The sequence below is a fragment of the Paenarthrobacter sp. RAF54_2 genome (assembly GCF_052113945.1).
Taxonomy (GTDB): Bacteria; Actinomycetota; Actinomycetes; order Actinomycetales; family Micrococcaceae; genus Arthrobacter.
In genome coordinates, this window is record NZ_JBFRDV010000007.1 from 78,853 (window position 1) to 105,390 (window position 26,538).

Annotated in this window: 29 protein-coding genes; 28 read left to right on the plus strand and 1 reads right to left on the minus strand. The window is 60.9% G+C overall.

Going from position 1 to position 26,538, the window contains the following annotated elements:
• Positions 1-6: 6 nt before the first annotated feature.
• The 7 genes from AB4Y87_RS09125 (at position 7) to AB4Y87_RS09155 (ending at position 13,384) form a co-directional block, all read left to right on the plus strand.
• Positions 7-3,906 carry a DNA-directed RNA polymerase subunit beta' gene (locus AB4Y87_RS09125; RefSeq protein ID WP_442004059.1) on the plus strand — a complete coding sequence of 1,300 codons (3,900 nt, stop codon included), beginning with the start codon at positions 7-9 and terminating at the stop codon, positions 3,904-3,906.
• 354 nt (positions 3,907-4,260) lie between these two features.
• Positions 4,261-4,635 carry a 30S ribosomal protein S12 gene (gene rpsL, locus AB4Y87_RS09130; RefSeq protein ID WP_009358312.1) on the plus strand — a complete coding sequence of 125 codons (375 nt, stop codon included), beginning with the start codon at positions 4,261-4,263 and terminating at the stop codon, positions 4,633-4,635.
• A 1-nt stretch (position 4,636) separates the two neighbouring features.
• Positions 4,637-5,107: a 30S ribosomal protein S7 gene (gene rpsG, locus AB4Y87_RS09135; protein ID WP_003803829.1), complete on the plus strand. Its 471-nt coding sequence runs from the start codon at positions 4,637-4,639 to the stop codon at positions 5,105-5,107.
• Between the two features lie 69 nt (positions 5,108-5,176).
• Positions 5,177-7,291: an elongation factor G gene (gene fusA, locus AB4Y87_RS09140; RefSeq protein WP_442004060.1), complete on the plus strand. Its 2,115-nt coding sequence runs from the start codon at positions 5,177-5,179 to the stop codon at positions 7,289-7,291.
• Between the two features lie 232 nt (positions 7,292-7,523).
• A complete protein-coding gene (gene tuf / locus AB4Y87_RS09145) occupies positions 7,524-8,714 on the plus strand; it encodes an elongation factor Tu (RefSeq protein WP_223933983.1) in 1,191 nt (396 codons plus the stop codon).
• Positions 8,715-8,871: 157 nt separating this feature from the next.
• Positions 8,872-13,233 (plus strand): hypothetical protein, encoded by a 4,362-nt coding sequence (locus AB4Y87_RS09150; RefSeq protein WP_442004061.1) that lies wholly within the window; start codon positions 8,872-8,874, stop codon positions 13,231-13,233.
• 25 nt (positions 13,234-13,258) lie between these two features.
• Positions 13,259-13,384 (plus strand): hypothetical protein, encoded by a 126-nt coding sequence (locus AB4Y87_RS09155; RefSeq protein ID WP_442004062.1) that lies wholly within the window; start codon positions 13,259-13,261, stop codon positions 13,382-13,384.
• Between the two features lie 26 nt (positions 13,385-13,410).
• On the opposite strand, the gene AB4Y87_RS09160 is transcribed toward AB4Y87_RS09155, so the two are convergent.
• Positions 13,411-14,844 carry a GH1 family beta-glucosidase gene (locus AB4Y87_RS09160; protein ID WP_442004063.1) on the minus strand — a complete coding sequence of 478 codons (1,434 nt, stop codon included), beginning with the start codon at positions 14,842-14,844 and terminating at the stop codon, positions 13,411-13,413.
• A gap of 385 nt (positions 14,845-15,229) precedes the next feature.
• Here AB4Y87_RS09160 and rpsJ point away from each other — a divergent pair, with 385 nt between their 5' ends.
• The 21 genes from rpsJ to secY all read left to right on the plus strand — a co-directional run bounded on the left by rpsJ (position 15,230) and on the right by secY (position 26,533).
• Positions 15,230-15,538: a 30S ribosomal protein S10 gene (gene rpsJ, locus AB4Y87_RS09165; RefSeq protein ID WP_003803825.1), complete on the plus strand. Its 309-nt coding sequence runs from the start codon at positions 15,230-15,232 to the stop codon at positions 15,536-15,538.
• 17 nt (positions 15,539-15,555) lie between these two features.
• The gene (gene rplC, locus AB4Y87_RS09170; RefSeq protein WP_026539807.1) at positions 15,556-16,206 is read left to right on the plus strand and encodes a 50S ribosomal protein L3; all 651 of its coding nucleotides are present in this window, start codon (positions 15,556-15,558) and stop codon (positions 16,204-16,206) included.
• 4 nt (positions 16,207-16,210) lie between these two features.
• Positions 16,211-16,828 carry a 50S ribosomal protein L4 gene (gene rplD, locus AB4Y87_RS09175; RefSeq protein WP_431115944.1) on the plus strand — a complete coding sequence of 206 codons (618 nt, stop codon included), beginning with the start codon at positions 16,211-16,213 and terminating at the stop codon, positions 16,826-16,828.
• On the plus strand, positions 16,825-17,130 hold the full coding sequence (gene rplW / locus AB4Y87_RS09180) for a 50S ribosomal protein L23 (RefSeq protein WP_011775593.1): 306 nt from the start codon (positions 16,825-16,827) through the stop codon (positions 17,128-17,130). The genes rplD and rplW overlap by 4 nt, the downstream gene beginning before the upstream one ends.
• A gap of 29 nt (positions 17,131-17,159) precedes the next feature.
• Positions 17,160-17,999, plus strand: coding sequence for a 50S ribosomal protein L2 (gene rplB / locus AB4Y87_RS09185; protein ID WP_011775592.1), 840 nt, complete (start codon positions 17,160-17,162; stop codon positions 17,997-17,999).
• A 12-nt stretch (positions 18,000-18,011) separates the two neighbouring features.
• Positions 18,012-18,293, plus strand: a complete 282-nt coding sequence (gene rpsS, locus AB4Y87_RS09190) for a 30S ribosomal protein S19 (RefSeq protein WP_011775591.1) — start codon at positions 18,012-18,014, stop codon at positions 18,291-18,293.
• A gap of 38 nt (positions 18,294-18,331) precedes the next feature.
• Positions 18,332-18,697 carry a 50S ribosomal protein L22 gene (rplV, locus tag AB4Y87_RS09195; protein ID WP_431115942.1) on the plus strand — a complete coding sequence of 122 codons (366 nt, stop codon included), beginning with the start codon at positions 18,332-18,334 and terminating at the stop codon, positions 18,695-18,697.
• Positions 18,698-19,519 (plus strand): 30S ribosomal protein S3, encoded by an 822-nt coding sequence (gene rpsC / locus AB4Y87_RS09200; RefSeq protein WP_216925088.1) that lies wholly within the window; start codon positions 18,698-18,700, stop codon positions 19,517-19,519.
• Complete coding sequence (rplP, locus tag AB4Y87_RS09205) at positions 19,520-19,936, plus strand: 50S ribosomal protein L16 (RefSeq protein ID WP_003803795.1); 417 nt, start codon at positions 19,520-19,522, stop codon at positions 19,934-19,936.
• A gap of 2 nt (positions 19,937-19,938) precedes the next feature.
• Positions 19,939-20,259, plus strand: coding sequence for a 50S ribosomal protein L29 (rpmC, locus tag AB4Y87_RS09210; protein ID WP_275959788.1), 321 nt, complete (start codon positions 19,939-19,941; stop codon positions 20,257-20,259).
• A complete protein-coding gene (rpsQ, locus tag AB4Y87_RS09215; RefSeq protein WP_142938371.1) occupies positions 20,256-20,552 on the plus strand; it encodes a 30S ribosomal protein S17 in 297 nt (98 codons plus the stop codon). Before rpmC ends, rpsQ begins: the two co-directional genes overlap by 4 nt.
• A gap of 354 nt (positions 20,553-20,906) precedes the next feature.
• A complete protein-coding gene (gene rplN / locus AB4Y87_RS09220) occupies positions 20,907-21,275 on the plus strand; it encodes a 50S ribosomal protein L14 (protein ID WP_003803789.1) in 369 nt (122 codons plus the stop codon).
• Between the two features lie 3 nt (positions 21,276-21,278).
• Positions 21,279-21,638: a 50S ribosomal protein L24 gene (rplX, locus tag AB4Y87_RS09225; protein WP_442004064.1), complete on the plus strand. Its 360-nt coding sequence runs from the start codon at positions 21,279-21,281 to the stop codon at positions 21,636-21,638.
• A complete protein-coding gene (rplE, locus tag AB4Y87_RS09230; protein ID WP_144648593.1) occupies positions 21,638-22,225 on the plus strand; it encodes a 50S ribosomal protein L5 in 588 nt (195 codons plus the stop codon). Before rplX ends, rplE begins: the two co-directional genes overlap by 1 nt.
• 78 nt (positions 22,226-22,303) lie before the next feature.
• Positions 22,304-22,702: a 30S ribosomal protein S8 gene (gene rpsH, locus AB4Y87_RS09235; protein WP_216925090.1), complete on the plus strand. Its 399-nt coding sequence runs from the start codon at positions 22,304-22,306 to the stop codon at positions 22,700-22,702.
• A gap of 18 nt (positions 22,703-22,720) precedes the next feature.
• Complete coding sequence (rplF, locus tag AB4Y87_RS09240; protein WP_442004065.1) at positions 22,721-23,257, plus strand: 50S ribosomal protein L6; 537 nt, start codon at positions 22,721-22,723, stop codon at positions 23,255-23,257.
• Between the two features lie 3 nt (positions 23,258-23,260).
• Positions 23,261-23,644 (plus strand): 50S ribosomal protein L18, encoded by a 384-nt coding sequence (gene rplR / locus AB4Y87_RS09245; protein ID WP_223933973.1) that lies wholly within the window; start codon positions 23,261-23,263, stop codon positions 23,642-23,644.
• A 29-nt stretch (positions 23,645-23,673) separates the two neighbouring features.
• Positions 23,674-24,345 carry a 30S ribosomal protein S5 gene (gene rpsE, locus AB4Y87_RS09250; protein WP_442004123.1) on the plus strand — a complete coding sequence of 224 codons (672 nt, stop codon included), beginning with the start codon at positions 23,674-23,676 and terminating at the stop codon, positions 24,343-24,345.
• Between the two features lie 2 nt (positions 24,346-24,347).
• Positions 24,348-24,554 (plus strand): 50S ribosomal protein L30, encoded by a 207-nt coding sequence (gene rpmD / locus AB4Y87_RS09255; RefSeq protein ID WP_216925092.1) that lies wholly within the window; start codon positions 24,348-24,350, stop codon positions 24,552-24,554.
• Positions 24,554-25,036, plus strand: a complete 483-nt coding sequence (gene rplO, locus AB4Y87_RS09260) for a 50S ribosomal protein L15 (protein ID WP_224164997.1) — start codon at positions 24,554-24,556, stop codon at positions 25,034-25,036. The genes rpmD and rplO overlap by 1 nt, the downstream gene beginning before the upstream one ends.
• 186 nt (positions 25,037-25,222) lie before the next feature.
• A complete protein-coding gene (gene secY, locus AB4Y87_RS09265) occupies positions 25,223-26,533 on the plus strand; it encodes a preprotein translocase subunit SecY (RefSeq protein ID WP_216925094.1) in 1,311 nt (436 codons plus the stop codon).
• The last annotated feature ends 5 nt before the right edge of the window (positions 26,534-26,538 follow it).

A 26,538-nucleotide genomic window follows, 5' to 3' on the forward strand; every position in this document is an offset into this window, starting at 1 on the left:
GACCATATGTCCAGCGAATCCTCCTTCGGCCTCATGCAGATCGGCCTCGCCACCGCGGAAGACATCCGTGGCTGGTCTTACGGTGAGGTCAAGAAGCCGGAAACCATCAACTACCGCACCCTCAAGCCTGAGAAGGACGGTCTTTTCTGCGAGAAGATCTTCGGTCCTTCCCGCGACTGGGAATGCTACTGCGGCAAGTACAAGCGCGTCCGCTTCAAGGGCATCATCTGTGAGCGTTGTGGCGTTGAAGTCACCCGCGCCAAGGTGCGTCGTGAGCGCATGGGCCACATCGAACTGGCTGCGCCTGTAACCCACATCTGGTACTTCAAGGGCGTTCCCTCGCGCTTGGGCTACCTCTTGGACCTGGCTCCGAAGGACCTTGAGAAGGTCATCTACTTCGCTGCCTACATGATCACCAGCGTTGACACGGAAAACCGCCACGCTGAACTGCCGAACCTCCAGGTCGAGCACGACCTCGAGAAGAAGCAGTTGGTGGACAACCGCGACAGCGACATCGCCACGATCGCCCGCGACCTTGAAGACGAGCTTGCCCGTCTTGAAGGTGAAGGCGCCAAGGCTGCCGACAAGAAGAAGGCCCGCGACTCCGCAGACCGCCAGATGGCGAACGTCCGCAAGCGTGCCGACGCCGATATCGAGCGCCTTGAGCAGGTCTGGGACCGCTTCAAGAACCTCAAGGTCGCTGACCTTGAGGGCGACGAGGGCCTGTATCGCGAACTGCGTGACCGCTACGGCATGTACTTCGAAGGCTCCATGGGTGCCGAGGCGATCAAGAAGCGTCTTGAGACCTTTGACATGCAGGCTGAGGCTGAGTCCCTGCGCGACACCATCCAGAACGGCAAGGGCCAGCGCAAGACGCGTGCCCTGAAGCGCCTGAAGGTTGTCAACGCATTCCTGACCACCAACAACAGCCCGCTCGGCATGGTTCTGGACGCTGTCCCGGTGATCCCGCCGGAACTGCGCCCGATGGTCCAGTTGGACGGTGGCCGCTTCGCGACCTCTGACCTCAACGACCTCTACCGCCGTGTGATCAACCGCAACAACCGACTCAAGCGACTGCTTGACCTCGGTGCTCCGGAGATCATCGTCAACAACGAGAAGCGCATGCTTCAGGAAGCTGTTGACAGCCTCTTTGACAACGGTCGTCGTGGCCGCCCCGTTACGGGTCCGGGCAACCGTCCGCTGAAGTCCCTGAGCGACATGCTCAAGGGCAAGCAGGGTCGTTTCCGCCAGAACCTCCTCGGCAAGCGTGTTGACTACTCCGGCCGTTCGGTCATCGTTGTTGGCCCGCAGCTGAAGCTGCACCAGTGTGGTCTGCCCAAGCAGATGGCGCTGGAGCTCTTCAAGCCGTTCGTGATGAAGCGCCTGGTTGACCTCAACCACGCCCAGAACATCAAGTCGGCAAAGCGCATGGTCGAGCGTTACCGTCCGCAGGTTTGGGACGTGCTGGAAGAGATCATCACCGAACACCCGGTGCTGCTCAACCGTGCACCTACCCTTCACCGCCTTGGCATCCAGGCCTTCGAACCGCAGCTTGTGGAAGGCAAGGCAATCCAGCTTCACCCGCTGGTTTGTGGCGCCTTCAATGCTGACTTCGACGGCGACCAGATGGCAGTGCACCTGCCGCTGAGCCCGGAAGCCCAGGCTGAAGCCCGCATCCTGATGCTGTCCTCGAACAACATCCTGAAGCCGTCCGATGGCCGCCCGGTTACCCTGCCTTCGCAGGATATGATCATCGGCCTGTACCACCTGACCACCAAGCGCGTCGGCTCTGCCGGCGAAGGCCGCATCTTCTCCTCGGTTTCGGAAGCCATCATGGCGTACGACGCCCGTGATCTGCACCTGAACTCCCAGGTCAAGATCCGTCTGGACAACTTCGTGCCTTACGCCGGTTGGGAAGCTCCGGAAGGTTGGGAGCCGGGTCACACGGCCCTCGTCCAGACCTCCCTGGGCCAGGTCATCTTCAACCAGACGCTGCCCGAGGATTACCCCTGGGTTGAGGCTGTTGCCGACAAGGGCGAACTGTCCCGGATCGTCAACGACCTCGCCGAGCGTTACCCGAAGGTTGTCACGGCTGCCACGCTGGACAACCTGAAGGATGCCGGTTTCTACTGGGCAACCCGCTCGGGCGTCACCGTGGCTATCTCCGACATCGAGGTGCCTACCTCCAAGCCCGCCATCCTGGCTGGTTACGAGAACATGGCTGCCAAGATCCAGGGTCAGTACGACAAGGGCCTGATCGACGACGACGAGCGTCGCCAGGAACTGATCGAGATCTGGAACAAGGCCACCAACGAGATCGCCCAGGCGATGCGTGACAGCCTGTCCCCGATGAACACCATCAACCGCATGGTGTCCTCCGGTGCACGTGGTAACTGGATGCAGGTTCGCCAGATCGCGGGTATCCGTGGTCTTGTGGCCAACCCGAAGGGTGAGATCATCCCTCGCCCGATCAAGTCCTCCTACCGCGAGGGCCTGTCGGTCTTGGAATACTTCATCGCCACGCACGGTGCCCGTAAGGGTCTGGCCGATACCGCTCTCCGTACCGCCAACTCGGGTTACCTGACCCGTCGTCTGGTGGACGTTTCGCAGGACGTCATCGTCCGCGAAGAGGACTGCGGTACCGAGCGCGGTCTGCTCACGCCGATCGCCGTGCCGGATTCCAACGGTGAGCTCGTCCTGGACGAGAACGTCGAGAACAGCGCCTACGCACGTACGCTGGCTGTCGACGTCGTCGATGCCCAGGGCAACGTCCTGGCTGCCGGTGGAACCGACTGCGGCGACGTCGTTATCGACCAGTTGCTGGCTGCAGGTATCACCGAAGTCAAGGTCCGCTCCGTACTCACCTGTGAGTCCAAGGTCGGCACCTGTGCACTCTGCTACGGCCGTTCGCTGGCAACGGGCAAGACCGTGGACATCGGCGAGGCCGTGGGCATCATCGCCGCACAGTCCATCGGTGAGCCCGGTACCCAGCTGACCATGCGTACGTTCCACACCGGTGGTGCTGTTTCTGCTGGTGGTGGCGACGACATCACCCAGGGTCTGCCCCGTATCCAGGAGCTCTTCGAAGCCCGTACTCCGAAGGGTGTCGCACCGATTGCTGAAGCAGCCGGCCGCATCACCATCGAAGAGTCCGAGCGCCAGATGCGCCTGGTCATCACTCCGGACGATGGTTCCGAAGAGATTGCCTACCCGGTGCTGCGCCGTTCCCGTCTCCTCATCGAGGATGGCGAGCACGTCAGCGTCGGCCAGAAGCTGATCAACGGTCCGGTGGACCCGAAGCAGGTTCTGCGCATCATGGGTCCCCGTGCCGCACAGAAGTTCCTTGTGGACGAGGTCCAGGGCGTTTACCGCAGCCAGGGTATTGGTATCCACGACAAGCACGTCGAGGTTATCGTCCGCCAGATGCTGCGCCGCGTGACCGTCATCGAATCCGGCGACTCCGACCTGCTCCCTGGTGAGCTTGCAGAGCGCTCCCGCTTCGAAGACGAGAACCGCCGCGTCGTGTCCGAGGGCAAGTCCCCGGCTTCAGGTCGTCCAGAACTCATGGGTATCACCAAGGCGTCCCTGGCAACCGAGTCCTGGCTGTCGGCCGCTTCCTTCCAGGAGACCACCCGCGTCCTGACGCAGGCGGCCATGGAAGGCAAGAGCGATCCTCTGCTCGGCCTCAAGGAGAACGTCATCATCGGTAAGCTCATCCCGGCCGGAACGGGCCTGCCCCGTTACACGGAGGTCACGGTTGAGCCGACCGAGGAAGCAAAGGCAAGCCTGTTCACGGGCCCCAGCGCTTTCACCGATTTCTCCTATGACGCCCTGGGCGGCGACGGTGCTCCCGAGTTCCACGCCATCCCGCTGGATGACTACGATCTCGGCAACGACTTCCGCTGAAACCAGCAGTAGTTAATGGCTGAAGGACGGGCCCCGCACTCTTGAGTGCGGGGCCCGTCCTGTCATTGGAACGCCATACACCCGATTAAGGCCTCAGATCAAGCCGTGCTAGAATTTTGGTAATTGTTCTGTGTGGCAGTGGATGAAGGCCGCCGCAGCATCATTTTGGTTTTGTTCTCATGGTGCTGGGTGGAGCCTGTTTCCGGGTTGCGGGCAACATGCGCAACGAATGCCGCACTTTTGCACGCCTACCGGATGTTTCGGCCGGCCGCATGAGCAACGCCAAAGTTCCCACGTTTACACTGGCTGGCGCCTGTGTGTGGGGGCAGAGATCAAACAACGGAGAACACGAAAGTGCCTACGATTAACCAGCTGGTCCGCAAGGGCCGCACGCCTAAGGTCTCCAAGACCAAGGCTCCCGCGCTGAAGGGCAGCCCGATGCGTCGCGGTGTTTGCACCCGCGTTTACACCACCACCCCCAAGAAGCCGAACTCGGCTCTTCGTAAGGTGGCACGTGTGCGCCTCAACGGTGGCGTTGAAGTTACCGCTTACATCCCCGGCGTTGGCCACAACCTCCAGGAGCACTCCATCGTGCTCGTCCGTGGTGGTCGTGTGAAGGACCTTCCGGGTGTCCGCTACAAGATCGTCCGCGGCGCACTCGACACCCAGGGTGTCAAGAACCGCAAGCAGGCCCGCAGCCGTTACGGCGCAAAGATGGAGAAGAAGTAATATGCCTCGCAAGGGTCCGGCCCCGAAGCGGCCGCTAGTTTCCGATCCCGTTTACGGCTCCCCGTTGGTCACTCAGCTGATCAACAAGGTTCTGGTTGACGGCAAGAAGTCCACCGCAGAGCGCATCGTTTACGGTGCCCTCGAAGGTGCACGTGCCAAGTCCGGCGGCGACCCCGTTGCTGCCCTCAAGAAGGCCATGGACAACGTCAAGCCTTCCCTCGAGGTGCGTTCACGCCGTGTTGGTGGCGCCACCTACCAGGTTCCGGTTGAGGTCAAGCCGGGTCGCTCCACCGCCCTCGCCCTGCGTTGGCTCGTGGGCTACTCCAAGGCCCGCCGCGAGAAGACCATGACCGAGCGCCTCCAGAACGAAATCCTGGATGCCTCGAACGGTCTCGGTGCCGCTGTCAAGCGTCGCGAAGACACCCACAAGATGGCCGAGTCCAACAAGGCCTTCGCACACTACCGCTGGTAAATCCTCCCGGGCGCCGTCGGCTCAACCGAGCCGGCGGCGAACGTGTAGTCCATCCGAAAGGGAGACCCCGTGGCACAGGACGTGCTTACCGACCTTAACAAGGTCCGCAATATCGGCATCATGGCCCACATCGATGCCGGCAAGACCACCACTACCGAGCGCATCCTGTTCTACACGGGTGTGAACCACAAGATCGGCGAGACGCACGACGGCGCCTCGACGACCGACTGGATGGAACAGGAAAAGGAACGCGGCATCACCATCACGTCTGCCGCCGTGACTTGTTTCTGGGACAAGAACCAGATCAACATCATCGACACCCCGGGCCACGTTGACTTCACGGTTGAGGTTGAGCGCTCCCTGCGCGTCCTCGACGGTGCTGTCGCAGTGTTCGACGGCAAGGAAGGCGTGGAGCCGCAGTCCGAGACTGTATGGCGCCAGGCTGACAAGTACAACGTTCCGCGTATCTGCTTCGTCAACAAGATGGACAAGCTGGGCGCTGACTTCTACTTCACCGTTGACACCATCATTTCCCGCCTCGGTGCCAAGCCGCTGGTCATGCAGCTGCCCATCGGCGCTGAGAACGACTTCATCGGTGTTGTTGACCTCCTCGAAATGCGTGCCCTGGTTTGGCCTGGCGACGCAAAGGGTGACGTCACCATGGGCGCTTCCTACGAAGTGCAGGCAATTCCGGCGGACCTCCAGGCCAAGGCTGAAGAGTACCGTGCACAGCTCGTAGAGACTGTGGCTGAAGCCTCCGAAGAGCTCATGGAGAAGTACCTCGAAGGTGAAGAACTCACCCTTGAGGAACTGAAGGCCGGCATCCGCAAGATGACCATCAACTCCGAGCTCTACCCGGTGTTCTGTGGCTCTGCCTTCAAGAACCGCGGCGTACAGCCGATGCTTGACGCTGTTGTTGACTTCCTGCCGAACCCGCTCGACGTCCCGCCGATGATCGGTCACGATCCCCGCGACGAAGAGAAGGAACTCACCCGCAAGCCCTCTGCTGACGAGCCGTTCTCGGCCCTCGCCTTCAAGATTGCGGCGCACCCGTTCTTCGGTCAGCTGACCTTCATCCGCGTGTACTCCGGTCACGTTGAGGCCGGCGCCCAGGTGGTCAACTCCACCAAGGGCAAGAAGGAACGTATCGGCAAGCTGTTCCAGATGCACGCCAACAAGGAAATGCCCGTTGAGGGCGCTACCGCCGGCCACATCTACGCAGCCATCGGTCTGAAGGACACCACCACGGGTGACACCCTGTGTGATGCCAACAACCAGATCGTCCTCGAGTCCATGAGCTTCCCGGAGCCCGTGATCTCGGTTGCCATCGAGCCGAACACCAAGGGTGACCAGGAGAAGCTCTCCACGGCCATCCAGAAGCTCTCCGCTGAGGACCCGACCTTCCAGGTCTCCCTCAACGAAGACACTGGCCAGACCATCATCGCCGGCATGGGCGAGCTCCACCTKGAMATCMTSGTGGACCGCATGCGCCGCGAATTCAAGGTTGAGGCGAACGTTGGCAAGCCGCAGGTTGCTTACCGCGAAACCATCAAGCGCGCTGTAGAGCGTCACGACTACACGCACAAGAAGCAGACCGGTGGTTCGGGTCAGTTCGCAAAGATCCAGATCGCGATCGAGCCGATGGACACCTCTTCCGGCGAGCTGTACGAGTTCGAGAACAAGGTCACCGGTGGCCGCGTTCCGCGCGAATACATCCCGTCCGTTGACGCTGGTATCCAGGATGCACTGAACGACGGCGTCCTGGCCGGCTACCCGGTTGTTGGCATCAAGGCCACGCTGATCGACGGCGCGTCCCACGATGTTGACTCCTCGGAAATGGCGTTCAAGATCGCCGGCCGTATGGCTTTCAAGGAAGCTGCACGCAAGGCGAACCCTGTTCTGCTCGAACCGCTGATGGATGTTGAGGTCCGCACACCTGAGGAATACATGGGTGATGTTATTGGTGACCTGAACGCCCGCCGTGGCCAGATGCAGTCCATGGAGGACGCAGCAGGTGTGAAGGTTATCCGTGCACACGTTCCGCTGTCCGGCATGTTCGGTTACATTGGCGACCTCCGTTCCAAGACGCAGGGTCGTGCCGTGTACTCCATGACGTTCAACAGCTACGCGGAGGTCCCGAAGGCTGTAGCCGACGAGATCATCCAGAAAACCCGCGGCGAGTAATCTCCCGGTAACGGATGCAATTCCGGTTCCGGGAAGGCATCTCAGCGTGAGTGGCGGGGCTGCGGCGAAAGTCGCGGCCCGGCCCCCTGCGCGAACAGGCTCTAGGAACTAGTATTGGTTCCTGAATCTGCAATTTCACCAAAACCAAGCCCCCAAGTAGACTTGCTAAAGTTTCTGCCGCGAAAAGCGCGGCCGAGGAGCACTTCACTTGAAATCGTTCTAGGAGGAACCTGTGGCAAAGGCAAAGTTCGAGCGGACTAAGCCGCACGTCAACATCGGCACCATTGGTCACGTTGACCACGGTAAGACGACGCTGACTGCCGCCATTTCCAAGGTGCTGTACGACCAGTACCCGGACATCAACGAGCAGCGCGACTTCGCGTCCATCGACTCTGCTCCGGAAGAGCGCCAGCGCGGTATTACCATCAACATCTCCCACGTGGAGTACCAGACCGAGAAGCGTCACTACGCACACGTTGACGCCCCCGGTCACGCTGACTACATCAAGAACATGATCACCGGTGCTGCCCAGATGGACGGCGCAATCCTCGTGGTTGCCGCAACCGATGGTCCGATGGCCCAGACTCGTGAGCACGTTCTGCTCGCCCGCCAGGTTGGTGTTCCCTACCTGCTGGTCGCACTGAACAAGTCGGACATGGTTGATGACGAAGAACTCCTCGACCTTGTCGAAATGGAAGTTCGTGAGCTCCTGAGCTCGCAGGGCTTCGATGGCGATGAAGCTCCGGTTGTTCGCGTTTCCGGTCTGAAGGCTCTGGAAGGCGACCCGGTTTGGGTCAAGTCCGTCCAGGACCTGATGGCAGCTGTCGACGAGTCCGTTCCGGACCCCGTACGTGACCGCGACAAGCCGTTCCTGATGCCGATCGAAGACGTCTTCACCATCACCGGTCGTGGCACCGTTGTTACGGGCCGCGCCGAGCGTGGAACCCTCGCCATCAACTCCGAGGTCGAGATCGTTGGCATCCGCCCGATCCAGAAGACCACGGTTACCGGTATCGAGATGTTCCACAAGCAGCTCGACGAAGCATGGGCCGGCGAGAACTGTGGCCTCCTGCTCCGCGGTCTCAAGCGCGACGACGTCGAGCGTGGCCAGGTTGTCGTCAAGCCGGGTTCCATCACCCCGCACACCGACTTCGAGGCCAACGTCTACATCCTTTCCAAGGACGAAGGCGGACGTCACAACCCGTTCTACTCGAACTACCGCCCGCAGTTCTACTTCCGTACCACGGACGTAACCGGCGTTATCACCCTGCCGGAAGGCACGGAAATGGTTATGCCTGGCGACAACACTGAGATGACCGTTGAGCTCATCCAGCCGATCGCTATGGAAGAGGGCCTCGGCTTCGCTATCCGCGAAGGCGGCCGCACCGTTGGTTCGGGACGTGTTACCAAGATCATCAAGTAGTTTCTACTTGTAGGTCGGCAAACTTCCGGCATTGTCGGTAGCGAGCTAAAGAAGAACCCCATCGCTTATGTGGTGGGGTTCTTCTTTGCTATTATTAGTCTATCGATTGGATTAATGCCGTGCAGGTGTTGCGCCCGGCTTCACCGTAGGAGCTTCCATGCTGGGATTCTTGACGACAGGCCTTGCGCTGATGCTTTTGGCCGCTATTGGTGTCATTGGCTACGCACTGGGCTTGGTGCGGGGCCGGCGGGAAGGTGCTCGTTCGACGCCGACTGTCAGAATCGACGACGCCGCTACTTATCGTGCGGGATATCTCGCCGGCCATCTGGCTGGGTGGGAGGACGCGCAAGGGCAAAGCCAGCGGCCCACAGTGGGGCAGCAACCGCCGACAGTACAGCAACCGCCGACAGTACAGGTACCGCCGGCAGCACAGGTACCAGCGACAGCACAGCAGTTGCCGACAGTACAGCAATCGCCTGTGGTACAGCAGCCGATGCCGTTCCAGCCGGCAATCGTTCCTCCTGGGTTTCAGCAGACCGTGAGGATCGCTGCGCCAGTCGGGGTGCCGCCGTCGAGCAGTCGCGTGCCCGCTCCGCAGGGAAATGTTGCTCCTACGCAACAACAGCAACCATTCCAGCCGACCCTTCCCCAGCCGGAGAGCCCGGAAGCGGTGGCGGCTCGAAAGGAGAAGCGCGACCGCCAAAACATCAACATCACCCTGTACGTCGCGAGTCTCTTGCTTGTTGCCGCCGGCGCCTTGTTCGTTGGAACCAGCCTTCCCGAGGTTCTACGGTTTGTGGCTATTTGGGCCATCACCATCTTGTTCTATGCTTCAGGACTCATCATCCAGCGAAGGGTGCCGCGGCTTCGCCCGGCAGCCATAGCTTTTACCGGAACGGGGCTGGCCCTCGTCCCGGTTACAGGCCTGGCCATGTATAACTTTGCCCTTCATCACGGCCCCATGGCCTGGCTGGTCACTTCGTTGCTGGGAACTGCTGCCTACGTTTACGCCGCGCTGCGCCTCGATAACAAGGTGCTGGCGCTGCTCTCGCTCACCTTCGTGGTCTCCACGGCATGGTCCGGAGTCTCAGTGCTTGGCGGGGCCTTGGTCTGGTACTTTACGGCGCTGATTGGCGTTGCCATTCTCTTCACGCTCGGAGCGCTGGTTCGCCCTCGGTGGCTACCTCCGCTCTATCTCCGTCCTCTGGTGATGCTGCATCCGTTTGTCGTGCCTTTCGTGGGGCTCGCGGTAAGCATGACGCCCAACTTCCTGGCCAAGGGGGAGTACCCCATGGTCATGCTGATGTGCGGGCTCTACTTTGCCGTGATGGTGCTTGTGCAGTCAGGACGGCAAGTGCCGTCAGGCCAGCAAGCGCAGTCAGGCCAGCACCGACTGCTCAATTTCTATGGCGCCCGAGTCGCCTTCACCCTGGCAGTGTTGGGTCTTGTGTGGGATGTCTCCGCGGATTCAAGCCACGTGGTGCTGGCTGGAATCATCTGCCTGGGGGTCCAATCGGTTGGAGTCGCGTTCGGCGGAAAACGCCTGCTTCCACGAACGTGGTGGCACGACGCCGTCTCGTGCCTCGGGCTGCAAACTGTTGCGGCGGTTGTGCTCACGGTCATGCTTGGCGTGGGAACTTTCCAGCTTCCAGAGTTTGTGCCGCTCTTCGTCGCGATGCCGACCGCCATGGTGCTGGGTTGGAAGCTGGGCCAGGGGGCAGAGTTCGCACCCGCCGCCGTACTTGTTGTGGCAGCACCGTTCGTTGGGTTGCTGGGTGCGTGGCCCGTGACCGGGCTGCTAGCTGTCGCGGCCCTCTATTGGTTCCTTGTGGGAGCAATCAAGTCGAGGCCACTTCGACATGTCTACGTCCTGGCTGGGCGGGTCGCTCTTACGCTATCGGTAACGGCGTTGGCTGCCGGCGTTTTCGCCGATCATCCGTACAGGTCTTCCTACACGTTGTTCGCTTTCGTGGCGGCATGTGCCGTACAGCAGCTGGTGAGTGCCTTGCTTGAGGCCAACGGCGTTCGCGCCGTGGGAGGGCAGGCGTCCACAGCGGGGTTCGGCGGGGCGGCGATGGCAGGACTCCTTGCTTTGCCCATTTTCGATGGTGCACCCGGGCGGCCCACCGTGGCAGTTGCTGTGGGTGTGGTGGTGGCCGCAGGTTTGGTCTCCGGCTGGTTGGCGCTCCCGCAGGGCAGGGACAGTAGCAGTACCGGCCCCACGGGTGGCGCTGGCGTCTTGACGTGGCGTCCCACAATAGGGGAGTTCCTGGCTCCGGCCGCCGCTACGGTGTCAGGCATCGTGGCCGGGGTTGCCGTGTCGCGGACATTGGCCAACGTGGTTCTCCTGGCCGCTGTCATCTACTTCTGCGCCACCGCCCTCCGGTTGGGTGCTTCCCTCCATAGGCAAAGCTACTGGTGGTTGGCGCGCGCCGCGGGAACCGTGTTGGCTGCCTCGGCCTACTACGACGCAACGAAGGACGCCGGATTCCAGATTGCCCATGAAGAGGTTGCCGTTGGCCTCATTGTCATTGTCGTTCTTGCCCTGCAGCTGATCCTGCCGCTGCGTGCGGGTTATCTTGCGAAGTCCCTGGAGCCTGCCATTATCGATGCTGGAGTTGTGCTTGCCGGGATGGTCCTGTGCAGTATGTTCCTCACCCTGGGCGGGACGTCGGGGGTTCTCGAGGGCTGGCAGCCAGGTGCGGGTGCCACCATTACGGCTCTGGCGGCCGTGGCCATCAGCACGACCCTTCGAGCCCACAAACTGGGATGGTTGTTCGCTCCTGCGGCAATGGTTCTGCTGTTCGCCCTCCGGCTTGGAAATGTCAGGGATCTGGAACTCCTGCTGGGCATCTTTACGACATACAGCGGCTTCATGGTTGCTGTGACCGGCCAGCGCCTGGCCCGCGGTGGATACCTGTTGGCTGTGCGCATTCTCTCCGGGGCCTTGGTCACGTTGCTGGTGGCCGAATTCACGGAATCGGCTGCGGCTACATCTGTCGCTGTCGCGCTGATCCTTATCCTGCAGTTGCCAGTGCAGTTCTTTGTGCAGTCCTTCCTCCAGAGCCGACACAGCGACGACCCCTTCCAGAAGGCGATGGTTTGGGCAATTCCAGGCGCACAGCTTCTTCTCCCACTGGCTTACTTGCTCGCAGCAGATTACGACGGCGGTGGCCGTTGGGTGCTCCTTGCCGAGTTGGCATTCGTTCCGGTAGCGGCTGCGATCGCGTGGCGAGCCTTTGGTGCCAGGGGAGCGCAGTTCTTCGGGATCGCGGCACTCACGGCAGGAGTAATCGTGGCCGGGCCGTCAATGGCGTTTCCATCAGAAACGTGGCTGCACCAGCCGTTACTGGACAAGAATCAAGTGCCCTGGATGCTGCTGGCGCTGGCAGTGGCTGCCGTCGTTGCCAGGGCAGTTTTCCCGCCCGGGACTCCAGCGCCCATGACTGCAGAGCCCGTGACTGCAGCGCCGCTGCCGGCCGCGTCCATCACCGCCGGCAAGGGTTCAGCCGCAGCTGTGGTCGAACGGTTGCTGTGGTTGATTTCGGCACTCACCTTCACAGCTGCTGGTGGCTTGTTGGCTATGACGACGTCACTGTCGCTTAGCGGTTTTGCCATCCTGGTTCTGGCCTCAGTGCTGTTCGCCGCCTCGCACTTTGAGGGGATGCCCTCCCTCTATGCCGCTGCCGCGCCCGCCGCGCTGGTTGGTGCCGTGGCCGCCGTCGACGGTTTGCTGGATGGTCGGGAGCTGACTGCCTGGGACTCCTTCCTGCCATGGTTGATAGGCGCAGCGGGAACCGGGGCAGCGATGTATGTGGTCCGCAGGCTGGGCGGCCCCTTCATCGCCTCACAACCTTGGCGGCGGAACGCCCTGGCGGTAACGTCGATCGCGGGGCTTGGAGTAGCTGCGGCCGTCGGCCTGGGGCGGGACCAGACCTCTTTCGTGGGTGCCACACTTATCCTGGTTTCCGGAGTGTTGGTGGTCATCGAGGTCACAGACGGCAAGAGGCTGGCCGGAGAAATCACTGCTGTGGCTACGCTCGCCGGGTTCCAACGCGCGCTTCTGTTTGTGGATGGCAGCTCGCCGGATTGGTTTTGGGCGGCACAATGGTACGTCGTCGCCGGGGCGGTTATGGCAGGGGCGCGCTACTTGGACCGGCAACGTTCTGAGGGACAATTGCGGCTTGCCCTGACAGCAGGGCTGCTGTCCTTGACAGCCGTGGGGACAAGTTTCATGGGCACTTCATCCCAGCAGATATACGTCCTCGTTGCTCATGCGGTGCTCCTGGTGGCAGGACTGCTCTTGGCTGAGCGCACCTTCGTGTGGTGGGGCGCCGCAGGCGTGGCGGCCAGCGTCATGTGGGCGCTCCGCAGTTACGCATTCGCCATGCTGGCACTCGTCGCCTTGGTCCTGATCGTGCTGGCCATATGGCGGCTGAACCGAAGGTCGCCAGGAACGGACGGCAATAACCCCGCAGAAGAACGCTCAGCAGCGTCCAGCCAGGATGGAATCCGCTAACGTTGAACTCAATGAGAGGAGCACCATGGAATTCCTGATTTTCCTTGCCATCATCGCAGTGATCGGCGGCGGAGTGCTGTGGGGTCGAAAGTACTTCCGCAATGAAATTGACCGCGCCAAGCGCATCAACCGGGCCAACAAGAACCAGTAGTCCGGCCGGGAGTTAACCCACGCGGGCTAGGGCTCCCGGTGGCGTGCCCGCCCCAGTGCGCGGTACCAATAAAACGAGTCCTTGGGCGTGCGCTCCAGCGTGTCGAAGTCCACGTGCACCAAGCCAAACCGTTGCGAGTACCCAGCCGCCCACTCGAAATTGTCCAGGAGTGTCCAGACGTAGTAACCGCGGAGTTGGACGTCCTCCGCGATGCCGCCGGGCCCTGTAGCAGTCAGCGCGTGGCCAAGATGCTCCGCCAGGTAACTGATCCGGTTATGGTCCTGTATAGGCCCATCCACGTGCGAAGGCTCCGGGAAGCTGGCCCCGCCTTCGGTGATATAGATCGGTGGCAGCGAGTCGCCGTAGCGGTCCTTCATCTCGCGGAGCAGTACTGCCAAATGCTCGGGCGCCACGGGCCAGCCGAATCCAGTCGTTTCGTACTCCTGGTAGGCCGCCAGGTGGAACGGCACTTTCGTCATTTCGACGGCCGTTCCTGTGGGGATCTCCGCGGGCCCGCGCCCTGCGGCAACCTTGATCGGGTAGTAGTAATTGAGCCCATAGAAGTCCAGCGGCTGACTGATCAGCTCAAGGTCACCATCCCGGATGGTTCCCAATGACCGGAACCAGGGTTTCATGGGCAAAGGTGGCCTGGGGTACTGGCCCAGCAGGACGGCGTCAGCATAAATGCGGTTGAGGAGCAGATCGAAGGACTGGGCCATCAAACGGTCCGAGAGGCTGTTGCTCGCCGGGCGGACGGGGGAGTGCATATTGGAGATGCCAATCTGCCCTTTCACTCCGGCGTCACGCAGGGCGCGCACCGCCATACCATGGCCCAGCAGTTGGTGATGGGCGGCCGGAAGGGCATCGAACAACAACTGGCGGCCTGGGGCGTGGACGCCCAAAGCGTAGCCCTGGAGCGTGACGGAAACTGGTTCGTTCATGGTGACCCAGTGCTCCACACGGTCCCCAAAACGCTCCGCTGCGGCGGTGCAATAGACAGCAAAGCGTTCCGCTGTATCCCGATTCATCCAGCCGCCTGCGTGCTCAAGTTCCAGAGGAGTATCCCAATGGAACAGGGTTGCCATGGGCGAGATACCGGCAGCAAGCAGTTTGTCGATCAGGCGATCGTAGAAGTCCAGCCCCCGCTGGTTGATTCCACCTTTGCCGCCGGGCTGGATCCTGGGCCAGGACAAGGAGAAGCGGTATGAGTCGATGCCGAGTTCCTGCATCAGGGTGATATCTTCGTGAGCGCGGTTGTAGTGATCGCACGCGATGGTGGGCGAGTCGCCGTCGACGATTGCTCCCGGCTTCTGCGCGAACGCGTCCCAGCCCGAAGGTCCCCGCCCATCAGCGGTCACGGAACCTTCAATCTGGAAGGCAGCGGCCGCCACTCCCAGCGTGAACCCTGGACGTAGGCGCGCGGCCAGATCTTCCACGGAACCCGTATCCTGGGCGGTCATTCCACTATCATCCACAGCGCGTGGCGGCTGTGGCAATGCCCGCCCGGGCCCCGATTGGCCTTTGGCCTTTATTTCCGCCATACTGGATGAGTTGTTCAAGCGCTTCTTCGTGTCCCGATCCGGATAATGCCGGGTGCCAGGGTCCAGGCTGAAGCCCAAACATAACCCTGAACCCCATGGAATGCGGTCGAGTTTGCGTGAAAATCGCGACACGCCCGACCGCGGGGGTCGGTGCGCCGGCAAGTTGAGGAACCCGGAATGATCCGGATTCAGCTTGTGCGGCGTGTGGTGGTACAACCTCAAACGCTTCGGCGGCCACGCCAACAGGTAAGTAAACAGAGCAGCCCTAACTAGAGCAGCACTAGCTGAAAGAGAGTCAGGCGACATGGCGGGACAAAAAATCCGCATCCGGCTGAAGTCATATGACCACGAGGTCATTGATGTTTCAGCGCGGAAGATCGTTGAGACGGTCACGCGCGCAGGCGCAACGGTAGTCGGCCCGGTGCCGCTTCCGACGGAGAAGAACGTGTACTGCGTTATCCGCTCTCCGCACAAGTACAAGGACAGCCGTGAGCACTTCGAAATGCGTACTCACAAGCGTCTGATCGACATCATCGACCCCACGCCGAAGGCTGTTGACTCGCTTATGCGTCTCGACCTGCCTGCAGACGTGAACATCGAAATCAAGCTCTAGGGAGGTGCTGAGAGACTATGACCGCAACCCGTAACGTAAAGGGCCTGCTGGGCACGAAGCTCGGCATGACCCAGGTCTGGGACGAGAACAACAAGCTCATCCCGGTAACTGTCGTCCAGGCTGACTCCAACGTCATCACCCAGCTGCGTAACGCAGAGGTAGATGGCTACGTCGCCGTCCAGATCGGCTACGGCCAGATCGATCCCCGCAAGGTCACCAAGCCGCTGGCTGGTCACTTTGAAAAGGCAGGCGTAACTCCTCGCCGCCACGTTGTCGAACTGCGTACCGCAGACGCCGCATCCTACGAGCTGGGCCAGGAGCTCTCTGTTGAGATCTTCGAAGCCGGCCAGAAGATCGACGTCGTCGGCACCTCCAAGGGCAAGGGCTTCGCCGGTGTTATGAAGCGTCACGGCTTCCACGGCGTTGGCGCTTCCCACGGTGCCCACAAGAACCACCGTAAGCCTGGCTCCATCGGTGGCGCATCCACCCCGAGCCGCGTCTTCAAGGGCCTGAAAATGGCCGGCCGCATGGGCGCCGAGCGTCACACGACGCTGAACCTCACGGTTCACGCTGTTGACGTTGAGAAGTCGCTGCTCCTTATCAAGGGTGCCGTCCCCGGTGCCCGCGGCCAGGTCGTACTCGTACGCACCGCCGTGAAGGGAGCCTAGTTAGATGACTAGCACTGTCAAGGTAGACCTGCCTGCAGAGATCTTCGACGTCCAGACCAACGTGCCGCTGCTGCACCAGGTCGTCGTCGCACAGCTCGCTGCTGCCCGCCAGGGTACCCACAAGACGAAGACCCGCGCCGAGGTTTCCGGTGCAGGTCGCAAGCCGTTCAAGCAGAAGGGCACCGGCCGCGCCCGTCAGGGTTCCATCCGTGCTCCTCACATGACCGGCGGTGGCGTTGTCCACGGTCCGACCCCTCGTGACTACAGCCAGCGCACCCCCAAGAAGATGAAGGCTGCTGCTCTCCGCGGCGCCCTGTCTGACCGCGCCCGTAACGGTCGCATCCACGTCATCGCTGAACTGGTTGCCGGCTCCAAGCCGTCCGCCAAGGAAGCATTGGCTTCGCTGCGTGCAGTCTCCGAGCGCAAGAACCTGCTCGTTGTTATCGAGCGCGCCAACGACGTCGCTGCACTCTCCGTGCGCAACCTCGCAGATGTTCACGTTCTGTACGCAGACCAGCTGAACACCTACGACGTTCTCGTTTCCGACGACGTGGTCTTCACCAAGGCTGCTTTCGAGGCGTTCGTCGCTGACAAGGCTAAGAACGAGGAGGCCTCCAAGTGAGCGTAACCACCATCAAGGACCCGCGCGACGTCGTGCTTGCACCCGTCGTATCGGAAAAGAGCTACGGTCTGATCGACGAAGGCAAGTACACCTTCCTGGTGGACCCTCGCTCGAACAAGACCGAGATCAAATTGGCCGTAGAGAAGATCTTCTCGGTCAAAGTTGACTCGATCAACACCATCAACCGTGCCGGTAAGCGCAAGCGCACCAAATTCGGCTGGGGACAGCGCAAGAGCACCAAGCGTGCAATTGTCACCCTCAAAGAAGGCACAATCGACATCTTCGGCGGTCCGCTCGCGTAGCGGAGACCACTTTAACGAGGAAATAAATTATGGGAATCCGTAAATACAAGCCGACTACCCCGGGCCGTCGTGGCTCGAGCGTAGCCGACTTTGCTGAAATCACGCGATCGACTCCGGAAAAGTCGTTGCTGCGTCCGCTGCACAAGACTGGCGGCCGTAACAACTCCGGTAAGATCACCACCCGTCACAAGGGTGGTGGGCACAAGCGCCAGTACCGTCTGATCGACTTCCGTCGTCACGACAAGGACGGCATCAACGCCCGCGTTGCCGAAATCGAGTACGACCCGAACCGCACGGCTCGCATCGCACTCCTGCACTACGTTGATGGCACCAAGCGTTACATCATCGCTCCTAACAAGCTGTCCCAGGGTGACTTCGTCGAGGCTGGTCCCGACGCTGACATCAAGCCGGGCAACAACCTGCCGCTGCGCAACATCCCGGTTGGTACCGTTATCCACGCAGTTGAACTGCGTCCGGGTGGCGGCGCCAAGATGGCACGTTCCGCTGGTGCTTCGGTACAGCTCGTTGCCAAGGAAGGCCGCTTCGCCCAGCTGCGTCTGCCCTCCGGTGAAATCCGCAACGTTGACGTGCGCTGCCGCGCAACCGTCGGCGAGGTCGGCAACGCCGAGCAGTCGAACATCAACTGGGGCAAGGCCGGCCGTATGCGCTGGAAGGGCGTTCGCCCGACCGTCCGTGGTGTAGCCATGAACCCGGTTGACCACCCGCACGGTGGTGGTGAAGGTAAGACTTCCGGTGGACGTCACCCGGTTAACCCGAACGGCAAGCCCGAGGGCCGTACCCGCCGTCCGAACAAAGAGAGCGACAAGCTTATTGTTCGTCGCCGCCGTACTGGCAAGAACAAGCGATAGGAGCCTGGACACATGCCACGCAGCCTGAAAAAAGGTCCTTTCGTTGACCAGCACCTCTTTGTGAAGGTCGCACGGGAAAACGATAAGGGCACCAAGAACGTCATCAAGACCTGGTCCCGCCGTTCGATGATCATCCCCGACATGCTCGGGCACACGATCGCCGTACACGACGGACGCAAGCACATTCCGGTGTTTGTCACTGAGTCGATGGTCGGGCACAAGCTCGGCGAATTCGCTCCCACGCGGACATTCCGCGGCCATGTTAAGGACGACCGTAAGGGCAAGCGCCGCTAGGCGCCTGACTTTACGTCTTAGACGAGAGAAGGAAAGCAATGGAAGCCAAGGCTATTGCGCGTCACATCCGCGTAACGCCTATGAAGGCCCGGCGCGTCGTCAACCTTGTTCGTGGTAAGCAAGCGAATGAGGCTCTGGCAATTCTGAAGTTTGCCCCCCAGGCAGCTTCGGAGCCGGTATTCAAGGTACTTCAGTCGGCAATGGCCAACGCACGTGTCCTCGCGGACCGTGACGGCGTTGCATTCGACGACAGCGACCTGTTCGTCAGCGAAGCATTCGTTGATGAAGGCCCGACCATGAAGCGGTTCCAGCCGCGTGCCCAAGGCCGCGCCTACCGCATTAGGAAGCGGACCAGCCACATCACCGTGGTCGTCGCAACCCCGGAGAAAGAGGAGGCTCGCTAAGTGGGACAGAAAGTAAACCCGCACGGGTTCCGACTCGGCATCACCACCGACCACGTTTCGCACTGGTTTGCTGACAGCAACAAGGCCGGACAGCGCTACAAGGACTTCGTCCGCGAGGACATCAAGATCCGTCAGCTCATGTCCACTGGCATGGAGCGCGCCGGCATCGCCAAGGTTGAGATCGAGCGCACCCGTGACCGTGTCCGCGTGGATATCCACACGGCACGCCCGGGTATCGTTATCGGTCGCCGTGGCGCCGAAGCAGACCGCATCCGCGGCGAGCTCGAAAAGCTCACTGGCAAGCAGGTTCAGCTGAACATCCTCGAGGTCAAGAACCCCGAGATGGAAGCACAGCTTGTTGCCCAGGGCATCGCTGAGCAGCTGACTTCCCGCGTGGCTTTCCGCCGTGCGATGAAGAAGGCCATGCAGTCCGCACAGCGTGCGGGTGCCAAGGGTATCCGTGTTGCTTGCTCGGGTCGTCTGGGTGGCGCAGAAATGTCCCGCTCGGAGTTCTACCGCGAAGGCCGTGTGCCCCTGCACACCCTCCGCGCGAACATCGACTACGGCTTCTACGAAGCCAAGACCACCTTCGGCCGCATCGGCGTGAAGGTTTGGATCTACAAGGGTGACGTAACCGCCAAGGAACTGGCTCAGCAGGCAGCTGCTGCTCCGTCCCGTGGCCGCGCAGGAGACCGTCCGGGCCGCCCGGGTGGCGACCGCCGTCGTCGTAACGACCGCCCGGCCGCTGACGCAGCACCGGTTGCTGCAGAGGCTCCGGCCGCTGAAGCTGCTGCTCCGGCAGCAGAAGGAGGAGAGGCTTAAATGCTTATCCCACGTCGAGTCAAGCACCGTAAGCAGCATCACCCGGGTCGTTCCGGCGCTGCAACGGGTGGCACCAAGGTCAGCTTCGGTGAGTACGGTATCCAGGCCCTGAGCCCGGCATACGTGACGAACCGTCAGATCGAGTCCGCCCGTATCGCGATGACCCGCCACATCAAGCGTGGCGGTAAGGTCTGGATCAACATCTACCCGGACCGTCCGCTGACGAAGAAGCCTGCTGAAACCCGTATGGGTTCCGGTAAGGGTTCTCCGGAATGGTGGGTCGCAAACGTCAAGCCGGGCCGGGTTCTCTTCGAACTCTCCGGTGTCAATGAAGAGGTAGCTCGCGAGGCCCTGCGCCTGGCAATCCACAAGCTCCCGTTGAAGGCACGCATTGTGCGTCGCGAAGGTGGTGAATAGAAATGGCAGTAGGGTCGAAGGATCTCGCACCCGCACAGCTGGACGGTTTCGACAACGAGCGTCTCGTTGAAGAACTCCGCAAGTCCAAGGAAGAGCTGTTCAACCTGCGTTTCCAGTCCGCCACCGGTCAGCTGGAGAACCACGGTCGCCTGCGTGCGGTAAAGAAGGACATCGCACGCATCTACACCGTTCTGCGTGAGCGCGAGCTGGGCATTCGTGCCGAGGTTGCCGCACCGGTTGTGGAAGCCAAGGAAGAAAAGAAGTCCAAGAAGGCTGCCAAGGCTGAAACTGCCGAAGCTGAAGCTGGAGAGGACGCCAAGTGAGCGAGAAGGAAACTGTGACGGAAGCAGCAGCCAGCGCTGAACAGCGCGGTTACCGTAAGACGCGTCGCGGCTACGTTGTCTCTGACAAGATGGAAAAGACCATCGTTGTTCAGGTTGAAGACCGCGTGAAGCACGCTCTGTACGGCAAGGTTATTCGCCGCACCTCGAAGGTCAAGGCTCACGACGAAGAGAACACCGCCGGCATCGGCGACCTCGTTCTCATCTCTGAGACCCGCCCGCTGTCCGCTACCAAGCGGTGGCGCCTGGTGGAGATCCTCGAGAAGGCTAAGTAAATCCGACGCTGGGCTTGCCCGGTTGAGATTTATTGGAAGGGTCCGCGTTCTACATGGAACGCGGGCCCTTCCGCGTTCCTGGCACGTTTCGGAAAGACCAGCGAAACATGCTAGGATATTGAGTTTGTATGGCGCCAATTGTGCGTCATCAACTACCTCGTAAACAATCGTGCCGCTGCATACTGCCCCGCGCAGAGTTTTCTGCAAGGGAAGCCGATGCTCGTGGCACGGGCGTTTAGGCCTCTTCTGGCAAAATCCAGGCAGGTCAAGAGACACCCCGATCAACCGTTCCGCAAGGCTCATTCCGTATGCATGATTTCGGTCTGAGAACCGGCGCGACGCAAGGAGTAAAAATTGATTCAGCAGGAGTCGCGACTCAAGGTCGCCGACAACACGGGTGCTAAGGAAATCCTTACCATTCGCGTTCTCGGTGGATCCGGTCGTCGCTACGCAGGCATTGGCGACGTCATCGTCGCTACCGTCAAGGACGCTATTCCCGGCGGAAACGTAAAGAAGGGCGACGTCGTTAAGGCGGTCATCGTCCGTACCAAGAAGGAACGCCGCCGTGCGGATGGTTCCTACATCAAGTTTGACGAAAACGCAGCTGTGATCCTGAAGAACGACGGTGACCCCCGCGGTACCCGTATCTTCGGCCCGGTTGGTCGTGAACTTCGCGACAAGAAGTTCATGAAGATCGTTTCGCTGGCCCCGGAGGTGCTTTAGTCCATGGCTAAGATCAAAAAGGGTGACCTCGTTCAGGTCATCACCGGCGCCAAGCAGGAACGTGGCGGCGACCGCGGCAAGCAGGGCAAGGTCCTGCGCGTATTCCCGGATACCAACCGCGTGCTGGTAGAGGGAATCAACCGCGTCACCAAGCACACCAAGGTCGGTCAGTCGCAGCGCGGCACCAAGACCGGTGGCATCGAGGTCATTGAGGCCCCGATCCACGTTTCCAACGTTGCTCTGGTTGACCCGTCGACCAAGAAGCCGACCCGTGTTGGTTTCCGTCTCGACACCGTTGAGAAGGATGGCGCTACCAAGACCGTCCGTATCCGCGTGTCCAAGGCCACCGGGAAGGACATCTGATGAGTGAAACACTGTCTGAGACTACCGTCGCAAACAAGATCGTTCCGCGTCTGAAGACGAAGTATGCAGAGACCATCAAGAAGTCCCTGCAGGACGAGTTCAGCTATGCGAACGTGAACCAGGTTCCCCGCCTGGTGAAGGTTGTTGTGAACATGGGTGTTGGAGATGCCGCCAAGGACTCCAAGCTGATCGACGGCGCTGTCCGCGACCTCACCCTGATCACCGGCCAGAAGCCGCAGGTAACCAAAGCCCGTAAGTCGATCGCACAGTTCAAGCTGCGCGAAGGCATGCCGATCGGTGCACACGCTACCCTGCGTGGAGACCGCATGTGGGAATTCGTGGACCGTCTGGTTTCGCTGGCTCTGCCGCGTATCCGTGACTTCCGCGGCCTCAACGGCAAGCAGTTCGATGGCAACGGCAACTACACCTTCGGTCTGACCGAGCAGGTTATGTTCCACGAAATCGACCAGGACTCCATCGACCGCGTTCGCGGTATGGACATCACGGTCGTCACCACCGCCAAGACCGACGACGAAGGCCGCGCGCTGCTCAAGGCGCTTGGTTTCCCGTTCAAGACCGAAAACTAACTACGTAACAGGTCCGGCAGCGCAGGCTCGCAAGAGCAGGCGCAGCGGAAACCGTTATGAGGAAGGGCTATAGCCCAAATGACTATGACAGATCCTGTCGCAGACATGCTCACGCGTCTGCGCAATGCAAACTCGGCATACCACGACACCGTGACCATGCCGTACAGCAAGCTGAAGGCACGCGTTGCTGACATCCTGAAGGCAGAAGGCTACATTGCCGGCTGGAAGGAAGAAGACGCCGAGGTTGGCAAGAAGCTGACCATCGACCTGAAGTTCGGTCCGAACCGCGAGCGTTCCATCGCTGGCGTCCGCCGCATCTCCAAGCCGGGCCTCCGCGTTTACGCGAAGTCCACCAACCTGCCGCACGTGCTGGGTGGCCTGGGTATCGCAATCCTGTCCACCTCTTCCGGCCTCCTGACTGACAAGCAGGCCGGCAAGAAGGGCGTGGGCGGCGAAGTCCTCGCGTACGTCTGGTAACGGGAAAGGAAGAGAATAATGTCACGTATTGGACGTCTCCCCATCACCGTTCCTGCCGGAGTTGAGGTCAAGCTCGATGGCTCCGTCATCAGCGTCAAAGGTGCCAAAGGCGAGCTGAGCCACACTGTGGCCAGCCCGATCGAGGTTACCCAGGAAGAGAACACTCTCACGGTCACCCGCCCGAACGACGAGCGCAACTCGCGTTCGCTGCACGGCCTGACCCGCACCCTGATCGCCAACATGATCCAGGGCGTTACCGAGGGCTACGAGAAGAAGCTTGAAATCGTTGGTACTGGTTACCGCGTTCAGGCAAAGGGTTCTGACCTGGAGTTCGCTCTTGGCTTCAGCCACCCGGTTAACGTCTCGGCACCCGAAGGCATCACCTTCGTAGTAGAGGGTCCGACCAAGCTCTCTGTTGCGGGTATCAACAAGCAGCAGGTCGGCGAGGTTGCTGCCAACATTCGCAAGCTGCGCAAGCCTGACCCCTACAAGGGCAAGGGTGTCCGTTACGCCGGCGAAGTCATCCGCCGCAAGGTCGGAAAGGCTGGTAAGTAAACCATGGCCATCGCAATTAACAAGAAGCGTACGAACAAGAGCAAGTCTGCTGCACGCAGCCGTCGCCAGCTTCGTATCCGCAAGCGCATCACCGGTACGGCTGTACGTCCTCGTCTGGTCGTCAACCGTTCGGCCCGCCACATCTTCGTCCAGGTTGTCGATGACAGCAAGGGTGTAACCGTGGCTTACGCTTCCACCCTGGAAGCTGATCTTCGCGCTCTCGACGGAGACAAGACTGCCAAGGCCAAGCGCGTCGGCGAGCTCGTTGCCGAGCGTGCCAAGGCTGCAGGCGTCGAAGCTGTTGTCTTCGACCGTGGCGGTAACAAGTACCACGGCCGCATCGCCGCCGTCGCTGACGGTGCTCGCGAAGGTGGGCTGGCACTGTGACCGTTGAAAATAACGAAAAGGACATTCAGGTGACTGAAGCTGTAGCTGCTGAAGCAACTGAGACCGCACCCGCGGCCGATGACCGCCGCGGCGGACGTCGTGGCGAGCGCGGCGAGCGTGGCCAGGGCCGCGGCGACCGTGGTGGCCGTGGTGGCCGCGACGGCGGTCGCGAAGCCGAGAAGAGCCAGTTCGTAGAGCGCGTTGTAACCATCAACCGCGTTGCCAAGGTCGTCAAGGGTGGTCGTCGCTTCAGCTTCACCGCACTCGTCGTCGTCGGTGACGGCAACGGCATGGTTGGCGTTGGCTACGGCAAGGCCAAGGAAGTTCCCGCTGCTATCGCAAAGGGCGTTGAAGAGGCCAAGAAGTCCTTCTTCCGCGTTCCCCGCGTTGGCAACACCATCCCGCACCGTGTGCAGGGTGAGGCTGCTGCAGGCGTTGTCCTGCTGCGTCCGGCTTCCGCCGGTACCGGTGTTATCGCCGGTGGTCCGGTCCGCGCGGTACTGGAGTGCGTGGGTATCCACGACATCCTCTCCAAGTCGCTCGGTTCCTCCAACGCGATCAACATCGTTCACGCGACCGTTGCCGCTCTGAAGCAGCTCGAAGAGCCCGCTTCCGTGGCTGCCCGCCGTGGCCTGCCGCTGGACGAGGTTGCTCCGGCTGCTCTGGTGCGCGCGCTCCAGAACCAGAAGGCAGGTGTTTAGTCATGGCTAAGAACCTGACTCCCTCCGACGCCAAGTTGGAGATCACCCAGATCAAGGGCGTCATCGGCGCCAAGCAGAACCAGAAGGCTACCCTCCGGTCCCTCGGCCTGAAGCGCATCGGACACACCGTTGTCCGTGACGCCGACGCCGTGACCGTTGGAATGCTCAACACGGTTCCGCACCTCGTGAATGTAGAGGAGGCGAAGTAATGGCAGAGAACAAGACCGCCGCAGAGGCTGCTGAGAAGCAGAACGCTCTGAAGGTCCACCACCTGCGTCCCGCCCCGGGTGCCAAGACCACCAAGACCCGTGTTGGTCGTGGTGAAGGCTCCAAGGGTAAGACCGCCGGTCGCGGTACCAAGGGTACGAAGGCCCGCTACCAGGTAAAGGCTGGCTTTGCCGGCGGCCAGCTGCCGCTGCACATGCGCCTGCCGAAGCTGCGCGGCTTCAAGAACCCGTTCCGGGTTGAGTTCCAGGTTGTGAACCTGGACAAGCTCAACGAGCTGTTCCCGGAAGGTGGCGCTGTCACCGTTGAGTCCCTGGTTGAGAAGGGTGCTGTTCGCAAGAACCAGCCCGTCAAGGTCCTGGGCACTGGCGACATCACCGTCAAGGTTGACGTCACCGCTCACGCTTTCTCTTCCAGCGCTGCTGAAAAGATTGCTGCAGCAGGTGGAAGCACCACTGCTCTCTAAGAGCCAGTGGGGCTGATCCCCGTTGTGAAAAAGATCTCGGTACGCGGGGCTTCGGCCCCGTATACCGGGATTTTTTGCGTGAAAGTGAACTCTCGATTATTACGACGGCGTCACAAGCAGCTAGACTCGGTTGTTGGGTTTCATTGAGCCCATCCACATCCTTGTACTTTCTACTCAGGAGGACGCTTGCTAAGCGCATTCGGCCGGGCGTTTCGGACGCCTGATTTGCGACGCAAGTTGTTGTTCACGCTGGGAATCATCACAATCTTCCGCTTGGGAGCTTTCATCCCCTCGCCTGGTGTGAACTACCAGAATGTCCAGCAATGCTTGAACAACGGTGACACCTCGCAGGGCATTTACCAGCTGGTTAACTTGTTCAGCGGCGGCGCGTTGCTGCAGGTCTCGATCTTTGCACTGGGCATCATGCCCTACATCACGTCGAGCATCATCGTTCAGTTGCTCCGGGTGGTCATTCCCCGGTTCCAGCAGCTCTACGAAGAGGGCTCCTCGGGCCAGTCCAAGTTGACCCAGTACACCCGGTACCTCACCATCGCCCTCGGCCTCTTGAACGCCACCACACTGGTGTCCTTGGCGCGCTCCGGCCAGCTTCTTCCGGGTTGTAACCTCCCGATCATTCCTGATGACAGCATCATTACCACGCTGCTCATCATCATCACGCTGACGGCCGGTACGGGCCTCATCATGTGGATGGGCGAGCTCGTTACGGAGAAGGGCGTGGGCAACGGAATGTCCCTGCTCATCTTCACCTCCATTGCTGCAGGCTTCCCGCGTTCACTTGGTTCCATCTGGGAGACGAAGGGACCGGGGACGTTCTTCATCGTCCTGGCGATCGGCTTGCTCACGGTGGCCCTGGTGGTCTTCGTGGAGCAGTCCCAGCGGCGGGTTCCCGTCCAGTATGCCAAGCGCATGATCGGACGCCGCACCGTGGGTGGCACAAGCACCTACATCCCCATCAAGGTGAACATGGCCGGCGTCGTGCCCGTCATCTTCGCTTCCTCCATGCTGTACCTGCCGGGCCTGATTGCTCAGTTCAACCAGCCGAAGGCAGGGGAGCAGCTGGCGCCGTGGGTTGAGTGGATCAACAACAACCTCACCCGTGGCGACCACCCCATCTACATGGCGCTCTACTTCGCCATGATCGTGTTCTTCACCTACTTCTACGTTGCCATCACCTTCAACCCTGAAGAAGTGTCGGACAACATGAAGAAGTACGGCGGGTTCATTCCGGGCATCCGGGCGGGTAAACCGACCGCGGACTACCTGCAGTACGTGCTTTCCAGGATCACCTTGCCTGGAGCCTTCTACTTGGGCTTCGTGGCGTTGATTCCGCTGGTTGCACTCGTCCTGATCAACGCCAACCAGAACTTCCCGTTCGGTGGCACGTCAATCCTGATCATGGTGGGTGTCGGTCTGGAAACCGTCAAGCAGATTGATGCGCAGCTACAACAACGTCACTACGAAGGGCTTTTGCGATGACGAGA